Consider the following 16,016-nt stretch of genomic DNA (forward strand, 5'->3'; position numbering starts at 1 on the left):
TTCGACGAGTGGCGGGGCGGCGGGGAACGGGCTCCGGCTCTCCGCCGGGCATGGGCTCGACGCCATGGCTGACAGCGTGCCGCCTTCCTGCTAGCGGCCCTTCTCGACATGACCGACCGTTCCAAGATCCGCAACTTCTCGATCATTGCCCATATCGATCATGGCAAGTCGACGTTGGCCGACCGGCTGATCCTCCGCTGCGGAGGGCTGACCGAGCGGGAGATGACCCATGGCCAAGTCCTCGACAACATGGAAATCGAGCAGGAGCGCGGGATCACCATCAAGGCGCAGACCGTGCGCCTCCAATATCAGGCGAGGGACGGCGAGACCTACACGCTCAACCTGATGGACACGCCTGGCCACGTCGACTTCGCCTACGAGGTCAGCCGCAGCCTCGCCGCCTGTGAGGGCGCCCTCCTTGTCGTCGACGCCGCGCAGGGCGTCGAAGCGCAGACGCTCGCCAACGTCTACCAGTCGATCGAGCATGATCATGAGATCGTGCCGGTCATCAACAAGATTGATTTGCCGGCCGCCGAGCCCGACAAGGTCAAGGCCGAGATCGAGGAAGTGATCGGCCTCGACGCATCGGACGCCGTCCTCACCAGCGCGAAGAGCGGTATCGGCATCGAGGAAGTGCTGGAAGCCGTCGTCCACCGGATTCCGCCGCCAAAGGGCGATACCGAAGCGCCGCTCAAGGCGATGCTCGTGGACTCATGGTACGACCCTTATCTCGGCGTCGTCATCCTGATCCGTGTGATCGACGGCTTCATCCGCAAGGGTCAGGAGATCGTCTTCATGGCCGCCGGCACCCGCCACCTCGTGGACCGCGTCGGCTGCATGAATCCCAAGCTCGAGCTGCTGCCTGAGCTCGGACCCGGCGAGATCGGGATCATCACCGCGCAGATCAAGGAAGTCGCCCAGACCCGTGTGGGCGACACCATCACCGACGCCAGGCGCCGCGCCGCCGATCCCCTGCCCGGCTTCAAGGAGGTCCAGCCGGTGGTCTTCTGCGGCCTGTTCCCGGTCGACGCCGCCGACTTCGAGAAGCTGCGCGAGAGCATCAGCAAGCTCCGGCTAAACGACGCCAGTTTCAGCTTCGAGACGGAGAGCAGCGCAGCGCTCGGCTTCGGCTTCCGTTGCGGCTTCCTCGGCCTCCTCCATCTGGAGATCATCCAGGAGCGGCTCACCCGCGAGTATGACCTCGACCTCATCACCACCGCGCCGAGCGTGGTCTACACGATGCACCTGACGCATTCGAAGAATGAGGATGCCAAGACCATTTACCTCCACAACCCGGCCGACATGCCCGACCCCAACCGGATCGAAAGCATCGAGGAGCCGTGGATCGAGGCGACCATCTACGTGCCGGATGAATATCTGGGACCCATCCTGAAGCTGTGCCAGGACCGCCGCGGAATCCAGAAGAACCTGACCTACGTCGGCGGCCGCGCCCAGCTGACCTACGAATTGCCGTTGAACGAAGTCGTGTTCGATTTCTACGACCGGCTGAAGAGCATGTCGAAGGGCTATGCGAGCTTCGACTATCACCAGATCGGGACTCGCGAGGGCGACCTCGTCAAGATGAGCATCCTCGTCAACGAGGAGCCGGTCGATGCCCTGTCGATGATCGTTCACCGCGGCACCGCCGAACAGCGCGGCCGCGGCATGGTCGAGCGCCTCAAGGAGCTGATCCCGAGGCACATGTTCAAGATTCCGATCCAGGCCGCGATCGGCGGCAAGGTCATCGCCCGCGAGACGATCAGCGCGCTGCGCAAGGACGTGACCGCCAAATGCTACGGCGGCGACGCCACCCGCAAGCGCAAGCTGCTGGAGAAGCAGAAGAAGGGCAAGGCGCGGATGCGGGAATATGGCAACGTCAGCATTCCGCAGGAGGCGTTCATCGCGGCGTTGCGAATGGGGGATGAGGGCTGAGCACCGCGGTCGCCTGACCTCTCCGGATCGGGACGCAAATTGGTCTGTTCAAGTGCCTGGCGAGGGTTGCACTTCGCACGTTGCTGGTCTCAGCGCTCCCGTGACGCTCGCCTGAAGGCCAAGGTAGTCGGCGTCTCCTCGAGGCGGCTGGCATTACCGCAGCATGCGGCCTTTTGCCTTGCTCAAGCATTCCCCATCTACGACCGCCGAACTCAAAGGCTTGGCCGGCGCGCGATCGTGCCTGGAGCTGAACCGTATCGCGCCGGACGCTCCATGAACGATGTCGCTTGCCGAACCAGAAAGCAGGTTCGGCGACTGGCATTTCGTGTGTGGAACGACCCCGGAGTCTGCAAGGTTTGTCCGTGAAATGAAGCAGTCGGCTCCCCTGACCAGCGCCTTCGCTAGCCTATCCGACCGGCAGCGGCTGTGTCTGCGACTCATCGGTCGCGGGCTGACCAGCAAGGAGATTGCGCTGGAGACGGGGCTAACCCCGCAAACAGTCGACACTTACATCAAGAGCGCCATGGCCAAGCTCAACGCGTCGAGCCGGCGCGAAGCGGCGCGGGCGCTGCAGGGCCATGAGGCGCGGCTATCCCAGCAATTGGGATCACCGCCGCAAGCCGTTGCCGCGACGGCTCCGACCCGCCATCCCGAGGCCACGGCCGGTCGAGGCGGGATTGCCAGAGCGCTGATCTTTCCTCCGCTGGGCGGAAGACGCAACGAGCTCACGCTGAGCCAACGCACCTTTGCGGTGCTGCGGGTCGCCGGTGTCTCCGCGATCGTTCTGTCGGCACTGGTCTTGCTGATCGCCGGCGTGATGATGACCTTCCGCTGACGGACCGTCGGTGTGCCCCCGAAGGGCGCGACAGAAAGCGAAGGTGGATCATGATCGAACTTAAGCCCGGAGCGGGCCTCGTCGTCGCGGGTGATGTGCGCAGCGCCTTCGACACGGTCGACGATGCGTTGCTCAATGGAGCGCGAATGGTGGTGTCGGTACTCGAAGCGACCCAATCGGCGAACATGCCGGCCGCGCAGAAGCAGCGCCTGCTGAACAACCTCACCGCAGGGATCAACGGCGTGCTCGACGGACGGGGCCACCTGGTTTCGGCGCTGAAGGACATGCTGGAGATCAAGGCACAGAGCAATCTTGCGCCCGTCAGCTATGGCTGCCCCGAGGGCTGGAAGGCCGCTTCGACCGTTATTGTCGGCGACGTAGCGCCAGCCGCCGCCAAGCCTGAAAGCGCGCACGCCTGAGCCTGTGCGGCATGGAGGCTGACAAGGGATGATCATCGGAATTGCATTCTGGACCCTCACGCTGGCCAGTTGCACCTATGCAAGCTGGCGCGGCGGGACGGACGGACGGATTGTGGCGATCCTGATTCTTGGCGCATCCCTTCTCAGCATTCCGGCCGCGGACACCGGCGCCGCATTCGTCAGGACCGAGCATGGGATCCTAGTGGTAGACTTCCTGCTCCTGATCGGACTCGCGGCGATGGCGATGCGGAGCGAGCGCTATTTTATTTTGTGGGTGACTGGCTTCCACCTCGTGGCGGTGGCCAGTCACCTCAGCACGGTCGTGGCGCCGGACTTCACCCCCAGGATCTATCGTGCGCTCAGCAGCTTCTGGGCGCTCCCGATCGCCCTCGTGATGTTTTTCGGAATTCGTGCCGATCATCGGTCCGGGCTGCTCCGGTCCTCAACGACTTCAGGGGAAGTGCCCGGTGAGTAAGGGGGGTCGCGAACAGTCGCCATCGGTGGCAGACAGGCCGGAAGGACGAGAAGTGCCCTCGGCTGTTGTTGCCGAGTTGGTCAACCTTCTGCAGCAGATCACGGCAACGAAGGCACCCACTATGGCGGCGGATCACAAGCGGCCCGACGAGCGGCGAGGGACCACGCGAAGACTGGCGCAATCGGAGATCAACATACGTCGCGCCCGCCTCAGCTATTTCTCACCGGCTCTGTTCGGAGAGCCTGCCTGGGACATCCTCCTGCTCCTCTACACACATGACGACGCCGCTGCGCCCCTCACCACAAGCCAGCTGAGCGAGCTGACCGCAGTTCCTCTCACGACCGCAATCCGCTGGCTCGACTATCTCGAGTCCAGCGCATTCATCACGCGAGAACGCAAGCTGTCGGATCGCCGAAGCGTTTGCGTCGAGCTAACCAGGAAAGCCGAGCTTTCGCTCGAGGACTATTTCTGCGGTGAGGCGTCGGACGAAAGCTCTGGCCGACAAGAGGTCAAGCTGTTCCGGTGGCAGCGAGCAGCTCCCGAACCCTGAGGACGATTTCGTCGACACGGGCTGCGATGTCCGCCGGCGCGTTGGCACGGTCGAGCATCTGCATCGCCTCCGTCAGCAGGTTGGCGGCATGGGCAATCAACTGAACATCCATTTTGAAAACTTCTCTCGCAGTCACAAACGGATAGGCCGCTAGGCCGGCCGTTCTGACAGCGGGAGTAGGCGAAGGTCCAGTGTCCCGGAACGGAACAGCCCAGGCACGCTAGGTGCGATGCCGACGCAGGTGTCAGCGCTCGCTGAGGTAGTAGCGGTCCTGGCGAAGGAGCTGTTCGTCCAGCTCATAGATGATCGGCTGACCGGTCGGAATCTCAAGGCCGGTAATGTCGGCGTCGGAGATGCCGGACAGATGCTTCTCGAGCGCGCGAAGCGAGTTGCCGTGAGCGGCGACGAGGATGCGCTCGCCCCGCTTCAGCGCCGGGGCGATCTCGGCTTCAAAGTAGGGAAGGACGCGGGCGATCGTGTCCTTGAGGCTTTCGGTCGCGGGGACCGGAATGCCGGAGTAGCGGCGGTCGTCTTGCAGGGCCGCATACGGGCTGTCCGCTTCCAGCGGCGGCGGCGGTACATCGAAGCTGCGGCGCCAGATCCTGACCTGCTCCTCACCGACCTTGGCGACGGTTTCCGCCTTGTTGAGGCCGGTCAGGCCGCCATAGTGACGCTCGTTGAGGCGCCAGTCCTTGGTGATCGGCAGCCAGGCGCGGTCCATGGCGTCGAGCGTCAGGTTGGCGGTGCGGATGGCGCGCTTCTGAACCGAGGTGAAGACGCGGTCGAGGTCGAGCCCCCTGTCCTTCAGAAGCTGACCGGCCGCGAGTGCCTCAGCCTCGCCCGCCTCGGTGATGTCCACGTCCCACCAGCCGGTGAAGCGGTTCTCGAGGTTCCACTGGCTCTGGCCATGGCGGAGAAGGACGAGGGTCGGCATGTTCTAGCGCTGCTCCAGCTCGGGAAGGATCTGGTGGAGTGCGTCGAGACAGGAGCGGGCAAGGGCCTTCGATCGGTCGGGCGACCAGCCGTGAAGCGGATCGGCCAGGGGCGCATGGTCCTTGAAGGGCATCTCGAGAGTCATCGACACGCAGCCATAACGCTCAGCGAGCTGAGTGGTGCTCATCGACAAATTGGCCTCGCCAGGGCGCGAGAGTTCGTAGCCTTCCTCCGTCTGGAAGTCGGGGCAGATGCGCTCCAGCGTCCGCGCGAACAGATGGTAGAGCTCTTCCTGCCGTTCGGTGAGGCTCGGAATGCCCTCGAAACCGGCAAGGAAGTTGGCGGCGATCGCCTCATCGCCGTGGATGTCCATGGCGAACACCGGCGGTGCCTCGTCCATGGCGTTGCGGACGCACAGGACCTCGGGGCTGCGCTCGTCCGACGGAGCGTGCCATTCCCGATTGAGGTTCACGCCGGCAGCGTTGGTGCGCAGATGACCGCGAACGGAGCCGTCCGGGTTCATGTTCGGCACGCAATGGAAGGTGCAGCGCTGGCGGAGCGCGCGCGCGACGGCGTCGTCCGGATCGACCAGCCGCTCCAGCGCGCCTTCCATCCACCATTCGGCCATGCTCTCGCCCGGATGCTGACGGGCATAGAGCCAGACGGTGAGCGGGCCTTCGCCGATGGTCAGGCAGTCGATCGGCTGGCCGTCGAGGCTGGTGCCGAGGGTGCGGTGACGGACGTCGGAAAGCTCGGCCAGCGTTGCGACGAAATCGTGGTGACGCTCCATCGAATAAGGGGCGAAGTAGGCGAGCCAGAGAAGATCGGTGTCCGTCTCGACCTGAATGGTGAGGGTGCCGTCTTCATAGGTCGTGTCGGCCAGGAACCAGGTCTCGCGATCGGTCGAGACGCGCGCCTGGTAGCCGGGCCAGCCCATCGGATAGGCGGCGCCTGCGCAATTGGTGATGCGCAGCGTCAGCGCCTGGCCCCTGACGCCCGACAGGCGGAAGTGGAACCACTGATAGAAGTCGGAATGGGCATCCTGCCTGATCTCGAGGTCGAGGACTGGGCCATCGGCCTTGAGGAGGCGGATGTTGCCGCTGTCGAACGCGCTGGTAACGATGATGGTCATGGAGGCGCCCTCTAGGGGGTCAGGGTCAAAGAAGGAAGCCGCCGGTAAAGGCGCCGGCAAGGATGGCGGCCTGGAGGGTTGCCATCTCGTCCGCCCAATAGCGGTCCGCCTCCAGATGCGGGCTGATCGCGCGGACGTCGGCGTGGAGCTTCCGCAACGCCGGCGAGGTGGTGAGCGGGGCGTGATAGTCGACGCCTTGCGCCGCGGTGATCAGCTCCACTGCAACGACCCCGGCCGTGTTGCGGGCAATGGCGGCGGCTTTGCGCGCGCAGATCGGGGCCATCGAAACATGATCCTCCTGCCCGGCCGAGGTCGGAATGGAGTCGACCGAGGCCGGAAAGGCAAGGCTGCGGTTCTCGGCGACCAGCGCGGCCGCGGTGACCTGCGGAATCATCAGGCCGCTGTTGACCCCGCCGTCATCGGTCAGGAAGGCGGGCAGGCCGCTCATCTTGGGATCGACCAGGACCGAGATGCGGCGCTCCGACAGGCTCGCAACTTCGCACAAGGCCATGGCGATAGTGTCGGCGGCGAAGGCCACCGGCTGAGCGTGGAAATTGCCGCCGGAAATGGCCTGGTCGCCGTCTTCGCCCGAAAACAGGATTGGATTGTCGGTCACGGCCGCCGCTTCAATGACCAGGGTGCGGGCAGCATTGTGAAGCAAATCGAGAGCGGCACCCATCACCTGCGGCTGACAGCGAAAGCTGTACGGGTCCTGCACCCGCCCGCAGCGATGGTGCGAGGAGACGATGTCGCTTCCCTCCAGCAAGGACGACAGCTCTGCCGCGACCCTGATCTGGCCGGGCTGGCCGCGCAGCGCCGAAATGCGTGAATCGAATGGTTTCACGCTGCCCTTCAGCGCATCGACGGCAAGCGCGCCGGCGTGGAGCGCGGTGCCGAACACCCGCTCGGCGGCGAACAAGGCGTCGAGGGCCACAGCGGTGCTGAATTGGGTTCCGTTGATGAGAGCGAGACCCTCCTTTGGTCCAAGTTCGAGCGGAGCGCGGCCCAGCCGCTCCAGCGCCACGGCCGCCGGCAGTCGCTCGGCGACGAGGTCAATCCAGCCGTGACCCATCAGCGCCGCCGTCATGTGGGCGAGGGGCGCGAGGTCGCCGCTCGCTCCGACCGATCCCTGCGAGGGGATGACCGGCATGGCGTCATGGTCGAGCAAGGCCTGCAGCGCGTCGATCACCGAGCGCCGGACGCCCGAATGTCCGCGGCCCAGGCCGAGCAGCTTTAAGACGATCATCAGGCGCGTGACGTGCCGCGGCGTCGCTTCACCGAGGCCGCAACTGTGCGAGAGGATCAGGTTTCGCTGAAGCTCGACCAGGCGGCCGGCCGGGATCCGCTCCTGCGCGAGGAGGCCGAAGCCGGTGTTGATTCCGTAGACAGTCTCCCCGCCGGCAACGATGCGCGACACGCCGGCGGCGGCGGCGTCCACCCTGGCCAGCGCGGCGTCGGAGAGGCAGGCAGGCGCGCCGGTCCACAGCTCGCGAAGGGTGGCGAGCGTGACGGCTTGGGGATCGAGGATCAGCATGGCTCCGCGCCTTAGTGCGGAACGCTCCCTTGTGGGAGGGGGCGGCTGAGCTTCTCCTTACGCCTCGGCGGCACCGTAATCGGAAGGAGTGCGCCGCACGTCGCCGGCATTGACCCGATTGTCGAGCGCCTGGCGTACGCGGTCCAGCAGCTCGGAGCGCCGGTATGGCTTGCCGAGCACGTCCCGGTGGGGCCGCTCCGGACCGCTGATGACCAGCTCCTCATTGTAGCCGGTGGTCAGCAGCACGCCGACAGCGGGATCGCGCTTGAGTATCTCGTCAGCGAGCGCAAGCCCATTGATCCCGCCCGGCATAACGAGGTCGGTGAACAACAGATCGAAGGTGCCCGGCGGCGACTGCTCGAACAGGCGAAGCGCAATTTCGCCGCTCTCCGCCGTTGTGACGCGGTAGCCGGCGGCACCGAGCAGTTCGACTGCCAGTTCGAGCACCTCGGCGCTATCTTCGACGACCAGCAGATGCTCGCTGTGAAGGGAGCGGCGCTCCGACGTGGCGCTTTCGGCGGTCAGTCGGAGCGGCTCTTCCGCAACGTCGCGGGTGATCGGGAAGAGCATCCGGATGAGGGCGCCCTTGCCTTCCTCTGATTCGATCTCGAGGCGTCCGCGCGACTGCTGGACGAAGCCTGACGCCATAGCGAGGCCAAGGCCAGTTCCCTTGCCTTGCCCTTTGGTGGTGAAGAAGGGTTCGATTGCTCGGTCGATGACGTCGCTGCTCATGCCAGCGCCTTCGTCCGATACTTCGAGCGCGACGTAAGTGCCTTCACTGAGATGACGCGAGGGCGCATCGCCATTGAGGGTGATGGCACGGGTAGTAACGGTCACCACCCCACTCCCCAACGTGGCGTCGCGGGCGTTCATAAGAATGTTTAGCAGCGCCATTTCGAGCTGCTCCGGATCGACCATCACCCGCGGCAGCCGGCGGCGCAGATTGAGCTGCAGCTCGATTTGCTTGCCGAGCGAGCTTTCGATCACGTCGACGAAGTTGCTGACCAATTGGCTGAGATCGATCGGCTTGGGGGTGAGGCGAGTTTTGCGAGCAAAAGCAAGGAGTTGGCGAGTTAGTTTGGCGCCGCGGTCGGCGGCGGAGCGAGCGTTATCGATGTACCTCTTCGATTTCTCTCCGTCGACCGAGGAAGAGAGCAGTTCCAAGTTGCCGTTCACCACCTGGAGCAGATTATTGAAGTCGTGGGCGAGACCGGCGGTCAGCTGGCCGATCGATTCCATCTTCTGCGCCTGGCGGAAGGCCTGCTCGCTGTTGCGGCGACGCGTGACGTCCAGCTGGCTCGCGAACTGATAGGCGAGCTTGCCGGACTGATCGAAGACTGGACCGATGAAGAGCGCATTCCAGAACGGCGAACCGTCGCGCTTGTAGTTGAGGATCTCGGCCGCGATCGAGTGGCCCTGGGCGACGGCCTCGCGGACTTGGGCAACGGTTTCCCGATCCGTTTGCGGGCCTTGCAGGAACCGGCAGTTACGGCCGACGACCTCGCTATCCTCGTAACCCGTGAGGTCGAGAAAGGCCTTGTTGGCAAAGACGATCGGATTGTCGGGCTGATTGGGATCGGTGAGGATCATCGGCATCCGAGTCATTTCGATCGCCGCGAAGAAGACGTTGCCGCGCTCGTCGAGACCGGGATGGGAGATGACGCTTTCGCGCCAATGCTTCATTCCGGTCGACTCACCCATCGTGTCGGGCTCGGCCAGATCGACCGCCCCGCGGGCCGGAACCCCGCGGCTCTGCCCCCCTCCCTCGATGTCGGTGGCGTCGTGATGGGGACCGATGGGTTCGTCGTGCAACGCGAAACTTCCTATCACTGGCCCCACCTGGTTTCGCCCGCTAGCGAAATCGGCCCGCAGTGAAAAGACCACTTCACGCTTTCGCAGCCGTACTCGGCGGCGCGCACTCCTTGCGCCCCGACGCTACCGCAAGATCTGAAAAGCAGGCCCCGGGACCTTGGTCCACGAGCAGAGCCGGACGGTCTTCCGCCGCTCGGGACGCTCCATGCGCAACTCGCTCAACGCCTTCTTTGCCGGGGAATTGTCTTCCCACGGCTCCTGCCTACTGTGGGATCCGGGGCTGGTGTGGATGCATGTCGTTTCGGGCGCGCCGATCGCCGCCGCCTGTTTCTCGATCCCGATCGCGCAGATGACGTTCGTGCGCCGCCCAGAAGATGGCAAGTTCGGGAAGATGTTCTGGCTGTTCGACTAGGAGCGGCGCTCGAAGCCGGCGAGCACTTCGGCCAGCCAGCGCCCGGCGGTGAGCGCGCTGAGGTCCGTCGCGTCGAGCGGCGGGTCCCATTCGGCAAGATCGATGACCCGCACGCGCGGATCGGCCGAAATGCGCCGGACCGCGCTGAAGAAGTCGTTCGCCGGCATGCCGCCCGGCCGCGCACCTGGCGCAGCCGGAAATTGACTCCGATCGATCACGTCGATGTCGCAGTCGAGCAGGATCGCCTTGAGGCCCTCCATCCGGTCCATGGCGAAATCAACCGACTTGCCAATCCCCTGCTCCTGGACGTCACGGGCGGTGATCACCAGATGGCCGCCGCGTATCGCATCCTCGTGCATGGCGCGACTGTTGGCGAAGGGCGCGAGCCCGATCTGCGCGATGTTGCGGCCAGGAAGCCCGTCCTCACGCAGCGCCCGCACCGGATTGCCGTTGCTCAGGCCCTGCTCGAGCCCGCGCAGGTCGAAATGGGCGTCGAGGGTGATGAGGCCGACCTCGTCGAGCCCGAGGCCGAGCGCCTCGGCCATGCCGAGCAGCCCGGGCCGGGTCACCGCATTGTTGCCGCCGACGAGCAGGGAGAGGTCATGGTGCGCGACCGCGGCGCGGACGGCCGCCTTGATCAGGCCCGTCGCTGCCGCAATGTCCAGGCCCGCGATCGCCACGTCGCCCTCGTCGGAGATCACGGCGGACAGTTCGCGACCGCTGTCGGTGTCATATCGGCCAACGCGGCGGAGGACCTTGCGAAGCTCTCCAGGCGCCAGGTCGCAACGGCCTGGCGTTACCGAGCCGGCGCCGAGCGGCGCTCCGACGAGCGCGACGGATGCCGTCGCACCGGCGGGCTGGAGAAGGTCGCTGAGATTGGGCCAGGCGCTGGTCATTGCCTTGTCCTCTAGCAGCCGCCTAAGGCCTTGTCCCATGTGGGACCGTCTGCTGACCGACTGCCACGTTCTGACCATGGTGCCGACGCCGGGCGATCCGCTGGGCGTCGTCCGCAATGCCGCGATCGGCATCCACGAAGGCCGGATCGTCCGGGTCGGGCGCCGCACCGAGCTGGCGGGCACCCGTGCCGCGGAGGTCGTGCCGCTCGGCGGCGCCTTCGTCACGCCCGGCCTGATCGATTGCCACACCCATCTCGTCTTCGGAGGCACCCGCGCTGCCGAGCATGCAATGCGCCGTGCGGGCGCGACTTATGAAGAGATAGCGGCGGCCGGAGGGGGCATTGCCTCGACCGTGCGCGCCACCGCCGCGGCCAGCGTCACGGAGCTGCTCGACCAGAGCCGAGCACGCCTACATGCGCTGATTCGGGGCGGGGTGACTACGGTCGAGATCAAGTCGGGTTATGGCCTCGACCCGGCGTCCGAGCTTCGCCTGCTCAACATCGTCCGCACCCTGGCACGGTCCGAGCCGGTGCGGATCGTTCCGACCCTGCTCGCGCTCCACGCGCTGCCGCAGGGCGCCGACCGCGCGGCCTTCGTCGAGCGGATGATCGAAGACCTGCTGCCGACCGTCGCCCGGCTCGGCCTCGCCACCAGCGTCGACGCCTTCTGCGAGGGGATCGCCTTCACGCACGCGGAGACCGAACGGCTGTTCGAGGCCGCCGCCGCCCACGGATTGCCCGTTCGCCTCCACGCCGAGCAATTGTCGAACAGCAACGGCGCCGCGCTTGCCGCCCGCCATCAGGCGCTCTCCGCCGATCACCTCGAGCATCTCGACGAAGCAGGCGCGGCGGCGATGGCCGCTGCCGGGACGGTCGCCGTCCTCCTGCCGGGCGCCTTCTACACCCTGCGCGAGACGAAGCGCCCGCCGGTCGACCTGCTGCGCAGGCACAAGGTCCGCATCGCCGTTGCTTCCGACTGCAACCCCGGCACCTCGCCTTGCCTGGTGCCGCAGCTGGCGATGAACATGGCGTGCACCCTGTTCGGCCTGACGCCCGAGGAGGCGATCGCGGGCATGACCGTGAACGCGGCCCATGCGCTCGGGCTTGCCGGGGAGGTTGGAACGCTTCAGCCCGGCAAAGCCGCCGACCTCGCGGTCTGGCGCATCGCCGAGCCGCAGGAGCTCGGCTACTGGCTCGGCCTCATGCCGGAACGCCGCATCTTCAGGGGACAGGATCAGTGACCGACCGCCGCGACAATCAGCGCATCATCCGGGCACGGCGCGGGCCGGAACGGAAGGCGAAGAGCTGGCAGACCGAGGCAGCCGTCCGGATGCTGATGAACAACCTCGACGAGGAGGTCGCGGAGGACCCGCAGAGCCTGGTCGTCTATGGCGGGATCGGGCGGGCGGCGCGGGACTGGCAGGCGTTCGACCGGATCGTCGCCACGCTGGAGCGGCTGGAGGATGACGAGACCCTGCTCGTCCAGTCGGGCAAGCCGGTCGGTGTCTTCCGCACCCACCCCGATGCGCCGCGCGTGTTGCTGGCGAACTCGAACCTGGTGCCCAAGTGGGCGACCTGGGAGCATTTCCACAAGCTCGATCGCGCGGGCCTCATGATGTACGGCCAGATGACCGCCGGGAGCTGGATCTACATCGGCACGCAGGGCATCGTTCAGGGCACCTACGAGACCTTTGCCGAGATGGGCCGCCAGCATTTCGGCGGCGACCTTTCCGGCAAGTGGATCCTCACCGCCGGGCTTGGCGGCATGGGCGGCGCGCAGCCGCTGGCGGCGGTGATGGCAGGGGCGCATTGCATCGCCATCGAATGCCAGGAAAGCCGGATCGAAAAGCGGCTCGAGACCCGCTATCTCGACCGCCGCGCATCCACCATCGACGAGGCGCTGGAGATCATCGGCACGGCAAGCCAGCCGACCAGCGTCGGACTGCTCGGCAATGCCGCCGAACTCGTGCCCGAAATGCTCGCGCGGGGGATTCGGCCCGATGCCATTACCGACCAGACCAGCGCCCACGATCCGGTCAACGGCTATCTGCCGATGGGCTGGACCGTCGCCGAGTGGATCGAGCGGCGGGAGCGCGATCCCGAGGGCACCGCCGCCGCCGCCCGTATCTCCATGGCCCGCCATGTCGAAGCACTGCTGAGCTACAAGGCGATGGGCATTCCGATCTTCGACTATGGCAACAACATCCGCCAGGAAGCGCTCGACACGGGCGTCGCGGGCGCGTTCGACTTTCCCGGCTTCGTGCCCGCCTACATCCGCCCGCTCTTCTGCCGCGGGATCGGGCCGTTCCGCTGGGTCGCGCTGTCGGGCGATCCCGAGGACATCTATCGCACCGATGCCAGAGTGAAGGAGCTGATCCCCGACGATCCGCACCTCCACCGATGGCTCGACATGGCGCGGGAGCGGATCGCCTTCCAGGGCCTGCCTGCGCGCATCTGCTGGGTCGGTCTTGGGCAGCGCCACCGGCTCGGCCTCGCGTTCAACGAAATGGTGGCGTCGGGCGAGCTCAAGGCACCGATCGTCATCGGCCGCGACCACCTCGACAGCGGCAGCGTCGCCTCGCCCAACCGCGAGACGGAGGCGATGAAGGACGGCAGCGATGCGGTCAGCGACTGGCCCTTGCTCAACGCCCTTCTCAACACCGCGTCGGGCGCGACCTGGGTGTCGCTCCACCATGGCGGCGGCGTCGGCATGGGCTATTCGCAGCATGCCGGCATGGTGATCGTCGCCGACGGGACGCCTGAAGCGGCTCGCCGGCTGGAGCGGGTCCTCTGGAACGATCCTGGTACCGGTGTCATGCGCCATGCCGATGCGGGCTATGAGGAAGCGCAGGCGTGCGCGCGCGAGCAGGGACTGGACCTGCCGAGCCTTGCCGAGGTCCGGGACAGCTAGGGAGTTCGGGAGGAAGAGCGGAGGAGTTCGCCAAGCTCGACGGGCGTGAGCGGATGGTCGAGCTGCTCGCAGCCGCACTGCCTCGGATCCTTGTCGGGGCGCCGGCGGAGGAGGCGCGTGCCGTGGCGGAAGCGGCCGCCCGTGACCTGGTCGTAGAGCAGTTCGACGACGATGACCGGGCGAAGCGGTTGCCATTCGGCGGTGCGCTCGGTCGCCCAGCGGCTCCTGGTGTCGGGGCGGTCGCCGGTGAAGCCAGGGGGCTCGATCAGAGGTTCAAGTTCCGCGGTCCAGGCGCGGCGTTCGGCGGCTTTGAATGAGGAGCAGAAGCCGACGTGGTTGAGCAGGCCGGAAGCATCGTAAAGGCCGAGCAGGAGCGAGGCGACCTGCTGCCCTTCCCTATCGTAGCGAAAGCCGCCGACCACGCAGTCTGCCGTGCGGTGCTGCTTGACCTTGAGCATCGCCCGCTCACCCGCGCGATAGGGCTGGTCGGCCCGCTTGGCGACCACGCCATCGAGCGCGCCGCCGGTCCGCTCCAGCCAGCCGAGCGCATGGCCGCGATCCTTTGTCTGAGGCGAGAGGGAGAGGCCGGGCGCGGGGTGAAGGCGAAGGAAGCGCTCGAGCCGCGTGCGGCGCTCGGAGAAAGGCAGGGAGCGGAGGTCATCCCCGCCTTCTTCGAGCAGGTCGAATGCCATGAGGCGCGCCGGCGTCGCGGCAGCGAGCTTGCGAACGCGACTCTCGGCAGGGTGGAGGCGCTGGGAGAGAGCATCGAAGCTCAATCCCTCCAACGTTTCGACGATCAGTTCGCCGTCAAGGAGAAAGTCCCTTCCATCCAGGCCGGCGAGCATGGCGACGACCTCGGGAAAGTAGCGGCCGAGCGGCTTGCCCGAGCGCGACCACAGCAGGACCACGCCATCCTTCCGGTGGGCGAGGCAGCGGAAGCCGTCCCACTTGGGCTCGAACCGCCAGCCGGGTTCGTCGGGCAGGGCCTCCACCAGCAGCGCTTCCATCGTCGCGGGGGCGGTCATTCGAGCTCGATCCACACCGGTGCGTGGTCGCTGGTCTTGGGGAGGGCCCGAACGGAGCGATCGACGCCCGCCGAGCGAAGACGGCTGGCGGCGGCCGCGTTCAGCAGATGGTGGTCGATCCGCAGGCCGGCATCGCGCGGAAAGGCGTTGCGGAAATAGTCCCAGAAGGTGAACAGCTTGTCGCCCGGGTGAAGCTTCCGAAGCGCATCGGTCCAGCCGGCGCCGGTAAGGCGCCCGAAAGCGGCGCGGACCTCCGGCGCGAACAGCGCATCGTCCAGCCAGCGTTCGGGCTTGTAGACGTCGGCGTCGGTCGGGATGATGTTGTAGTCGCCCGCCAGCACCACCGGCTGGTCGATGGCGAGCAGCTCGCTCGCCAGCGCCTCGAAGGCGGCGATCCAGCGCAGCTTGTAGTCGAACTTGGGCCCGGGCCGCGGATTGCCGTTCGGGAGGTAGAGGCAGCCGACCAGCACGCCGTTCACCGCCGCCTCGAGATAGCGGCTTTGCGTCGGATCAGGATCGTCGGGGAAACCGCGGCGGGTCTCCACCGGGTCGCAGCCGCGGGCAAGGATGGCGACGCCGTTCCAGCTCTTCTGGCCATGCCAGACCGCGCCATAGCCGGCATCGCGGATGGCGGCCTCGGGGAACTTCTCGGACCCGGCCTTCAGTTCCTGCAGGCAGGCAACATCCGGCTGCGTGGTGGTCAGCCAGTCAAGCAGGACCGGCAGGCGCCCGTTGACGCCGTTCACGTTGTAGGTCGCGATGCGCACCCATCGGCAACGGACCTTGCCGGCTTAGGCTCCCGATGGCGCAATCGGCATCGTCACGGCGAAGGGCCGACGGACCGCGCGGAAACGCAAAAAGGCCGCCCCGAAGGGCGGCCTCTTGGTGGTTGCGGGGGTAGGATTTGAACCTACGACCTTCAGGTTATGAGCCTGACGAGCTACCGGGCTGCTCCACCCCGCGTCACCAGTTCGACGCACCTACGCGCGTCTGAAGACAAGAACGCCGCCGCACCCTCGAAAGGGTAGCGGCGGCGTACTTCAACATGTGAATGGGTTTCTCTCGTGCCCGCCGGCTGCAAAGCCTGGCGACGACCTACTCTTCCGCAGCTTAGGCTGAAGTACCATCGGCGCTGCCTGGTTTCACGGCCG

At 66.2% G+C, this 16,016-nt stretch carries 16 protein-coding genes, 1 tRNA gene and 1 rRNA gene (1 of these 18 cut by a window edge); 8 read left to right on the forward strand and 10 right to left on the reverse strand.

Annotation, left to right across the window (positions count from 1 at the left end; translation table 11 throughout):
• The first annotated feature begins 108 nt into the window (after positions 1–108).
• The 5 genes from lepA (at position 109) to JOY29_RS08775 (ending at position 4,211) form a co-directional block, all read left to right on the forward strand.
• Entirely contained in the window at positions 109–1,932 is a 1,824-nt protein-coding gene (gene lepA / locus JOY29_RS08755; RefSeq protein ID WP_300973143.1) for a translation elongation factor 4, read from the forward strand.
• A 280-nt stretch (positions 1,933–2,212) separates the two neighbouring features.
• Positions 2,213–2,767, forward strand: coding sequence for a helix-turn-helix transcriptional regulator (locus JOY29_RS08760; RefSeq protein WP_300973144.1), 555 nt, complete (start codon positions 2,213–2,215; stop codon positions 2,765–2,767).
• Positions 2,768–2,817: 50 nt separating this feature from the next.
• A complete protein-coding gene (locus JOY29_RS08765) occupies positions 2,818–3,186 on the forward strand; it encodes a hypothetical protein (protein ID WP_300973146.1) in 369 nt (122 codons plus the stop codon).
• A 28-nt stretch (positions 3,187–3,214) separates the two neighbouring features.
• A complete protein-coding gene (locus tag JOY29_RS08770) occupies positions 3,215–3,661 on the forward strand; it encodes a hypothetical protein (protein WP_300973147.1) in 447 nt (148 codons plus the stop codon).
• Between the two features lie 52 nt (positions 3,662–3,713).
• Positions 3,714–4,211 carry a MarR family transcriptional regulator gene (locus JOY29_RS08775; protein WP_300973148.1) on the forward strand — a complete coding sequence of 166 codons (498 nt, stop codon included), beginning with the start codon at positions 3,714–3,716 and terminating at the stop codon, positions 4,209–4,211.
• Here JOY29_RS08775 and JOY29_RS08780 read toward each other — a convergent pair.
• From JOY29_RS08780 to JOY29_RS08800, 5 genes are all read right to left on the reverse strand, one after another.
• Positions 4,171–4,323, reverse strand: a complete 153-nt coding sequence (locus JOY29_RS08780) for a hypothetical protein (protein ID WP_300973149.1) — start codon at positions 4,321–4,323, stop codon at positions 4,171–4,173. The two genes, JOY29_RS08775 and JOY29_RS08780, sit on opposite strands and share 41 nt — an antisense overlap.
• Before the next feature lie 132 nt (positions 4,324–4,455).
• Complete coding sequence (gene gpmA / locus JOY29_RS08785) at positions 4,456–5,145, reverse strand: 2,3-diphosphoglycerate-dependent phosphoglycerate mutase (protein WP_300973150.1); 690 nt, start codon at positions 5,143–5,145, stop codon at positions 4,456–4,458.
• 3 nt (positions 5,146–5,148) lie between these two features.
• Positions 5,149–6,276, reverse strand: coding sequence for a M14-type cytosolic carboxypeptidase (locus JOY29_RS08790; protein ID WP_300973152.1), 1,128 nt, complete (start codon positions 6,274–6,276; stop codon positions 5,149–5,151).
• A 25-nt stretch (positions 6,277–6,301) separates the two neighbouring features.
• The gene (hutH, locus tag JOY29_RS08795) at positions 6,302–7,810 is read right to left on the reverse strand and encodes a histidine ammonia-lyase (RefSeq protein WP_300973153.1); all 1,509 of its coding nucleotides are present in this window, start codon (positions 7,808–7,810) and stop codon (positions 6,302–6,304) included.
• Positions 7,811–7,867: 57 nt separating this feature from the next.
• A complete protein-coding gene (locus JOY29_RS08800; RefSeq protein WP_300973154.1) occupies positions 7,868–9,622 on the reverse strand; it encodes a histidine kinase famiy protein in 1,755 nt (584 codons plus the stop codon).
• A gap of 205 nt (positions 9,623–9,827) precedes the next feature.
• Here JOY29_RS08800 and JOY29_RS08805 point away from each other — a divergent pair, with 205 nt between their 5' ends.
• Positions 9,828–10,034, forward strand: a complete 207-nt coding sequence (locus JOY29_RS08805) for a hypothetical protein (RefSeq protein WP_300973155.1) — start codon at positions 9,828–9,830, stop codon at positions 10,032–10,034.
• Here the strand turns inward: JOY29_RS08805 and JOY29_RS08810 are convergent.
• Positions 10,031–10,930, reverse strand: a complete 900-nt coding sequence (locus tag JOY29_RS08810) for an arginase family protein (protein WP_300973156.1) — start codon at positions 10,928–10,930, stop codon at positions 10,031–10,033. The two genes, JOY29_RS08805 and JOY29_RS08810, sit on opposite strands and share 4 nt — an antisense overlap.
• Positions 10,931–10,967: 37 nt before the next feature.
• Between JOY29_RS08810 and hutI the strand changes: the two genes are divergently transcribed.
• A complete protein-coding gene (gene hutI, locus JOY29_RS08815) occupies positions 10,968–12,170 on the forward strand; it encodes an imidazolonepropionase (RefSeq protein ID WP_300973157.1) in 1,203 nt (400 codons plus the stop codon).
• Positions 12,167–13,840, forward strand: a complete 1,674-nt coding sequence (hutU, locus tag JOY29_RS08820) for a urocanate hydratase (RefSeq protein ID WP_300973158.1) — start codon at positions 12,167–12,169, stop codon at positions 13,838–13,840. The genes hutI and hutU overlap by 4 nt, the downstream gene beginning before the upstream one ends.
• Here hutU and JOY29_RS08825 read toward each other — a convergent pair.
• The 4 genes from JOY29_RS08825 to rrf all read right to left on the reverse strand — a co-directional run.
• Positions 13,837–14,865 carry an ATP-dependent DNA ligase gene (locus tag JOY29_RS08825; RefSeq protein ID WP_300973159.1) on the reverse strand — a complete coding sequence of 343 codons (1,029 nt, stop codon included), beginning with the start codon at positions 14,863–14,865 and terminating at the stop codon, positions 13,837–13,839. The genes hutU and JOY29_RS08825 overlap by 4 nt on opposite strands.
• Positions 14,862–15,632 carry an exodeoxyribonuclease III gene (locus tag JOY29_RS08830; protein WP_300973160.1) on the reverse strand — a complete coding sequence of 257 codons (771 nt, stop codon included), beginning with the start codon at positions 15,630–15,632 and terminating at the stop codon, positions 14,862–14,864. The genes JOY29_RS08825 and JOY29_RS08830 overlap by 4 nt, the downstream gene beginning before the upstream one ends.
• A 119-nt stretch (positions 15,633–15,751) precedes the next feature.
• A tRNA-Met gene (locus JOY29_RS08835) sits at positions 15,752–15,828 on the reverse strand.
• Positions 15,829–15,947: 119 nt separating this feature from the next.
• Positions 15,948–16,016 (reverse strand): 5S ribosomal RNA (gene rrf / locus JOY29_RS08840); it runs 46 nt beyond the window's last position.

The sequence above is a fragment of the Sphingomonas sp. LHG3406-1 genome (assembly GCF_029637485.1).
Classification (GTDB): domain Bacteria; phylum Pseudomonadota; class Alphaproteobacteria; order Sphingomonadales; family Sphingomonadaceae; genus Sphingomicrobium.

Excerpts from the sequence above, each read along its gene's own strand:
- lepA (WP_300973143.1), top strand. The coding sequence starts at position 109 with ATGACCGACCGTTCCAAGATCCGCAACTTCTCGATCATTGCCCATATC.
- JOY29_RS08760 (WP_300973144.1), top strand. The coding sequence starts at position 2,213 with ATGTCGCTTGCCGAACCAGAAAGCAGGTTCGGCGACTGGCATTTCGTG.
- JOY29_RS08765 (WP_300973146.1), top strand. The coding sequence starts at position 2,818 with ATGATCGAACTTAAGCCCGGAGCGGGCCTCGTCGTCGCGGGTGATGTG.
- JOY29_RS08770 (WP_300973147.1), top strand. The coding sequence starts at position 3,215 with ATGATCATCGGAATTGCATTCTGGACCCTCACGCTGGCCAGTTGCACC.
- JOY29_RS08780 (WP_300973149.1), bottom strand. The coding sequence starts at position 4,323 with ATGGATGTTCAGTTGATTGCCCATGCCGCCAACCTGCTGACGGAGGCG.
- gpmA (WP_300973150.1), bottom strand. The coding sequence starts at position 5,145 with ATGCCGACCCTCGTCCTTCTCCGCCATGGCCAGAGCCAGTGGAACCTC.
- JOY29_RS08790 (WP_300973152.1), bottom strand. The coding sequence starts at position 6,276 with ATGACCATCATCGTTACCAGCGCGTTCGACAGCGGCAACATCCGCCTC.
- hutH (WP_300973153.1), bottom strand. The coding sequence starts at position 7,810 with ATGCTGATCCTCGATCCCCAAGCCGTCACGCTCGCCACCCTTCGCGAG.
- JOY29_RS08805 (WP_300973155.1), top strand. The coding sequence starts at position 9,828 with ATGCGCAACTCGCTCAACGCCTTCTTTGCCGGGGAATTGTCTTCCCAC.
- JOY29_RS08810 (WP_300973156.1), bottom strand. The coding sequence starts at position 10,930 with ATGACCAGCGCCTGGCCCAATCTCAGCGACCTTCTCCAGCCCGCCGGT.
- hutI (WP_300973157.1), top strand. The coding sequence starts at position 10,968 with ATGTGGGACCGTCTGCTGACCGACTGCCACGTTCTGACCATGGTGCCG.
- JOY29_RS08825 (WP_300973159.1), bottom strand. The coding sequence starts at position 14,865 with ATGACCGCCCCCGCGACGATGGAAGCGCTGCTGGTGGAGGCCCTGCCC.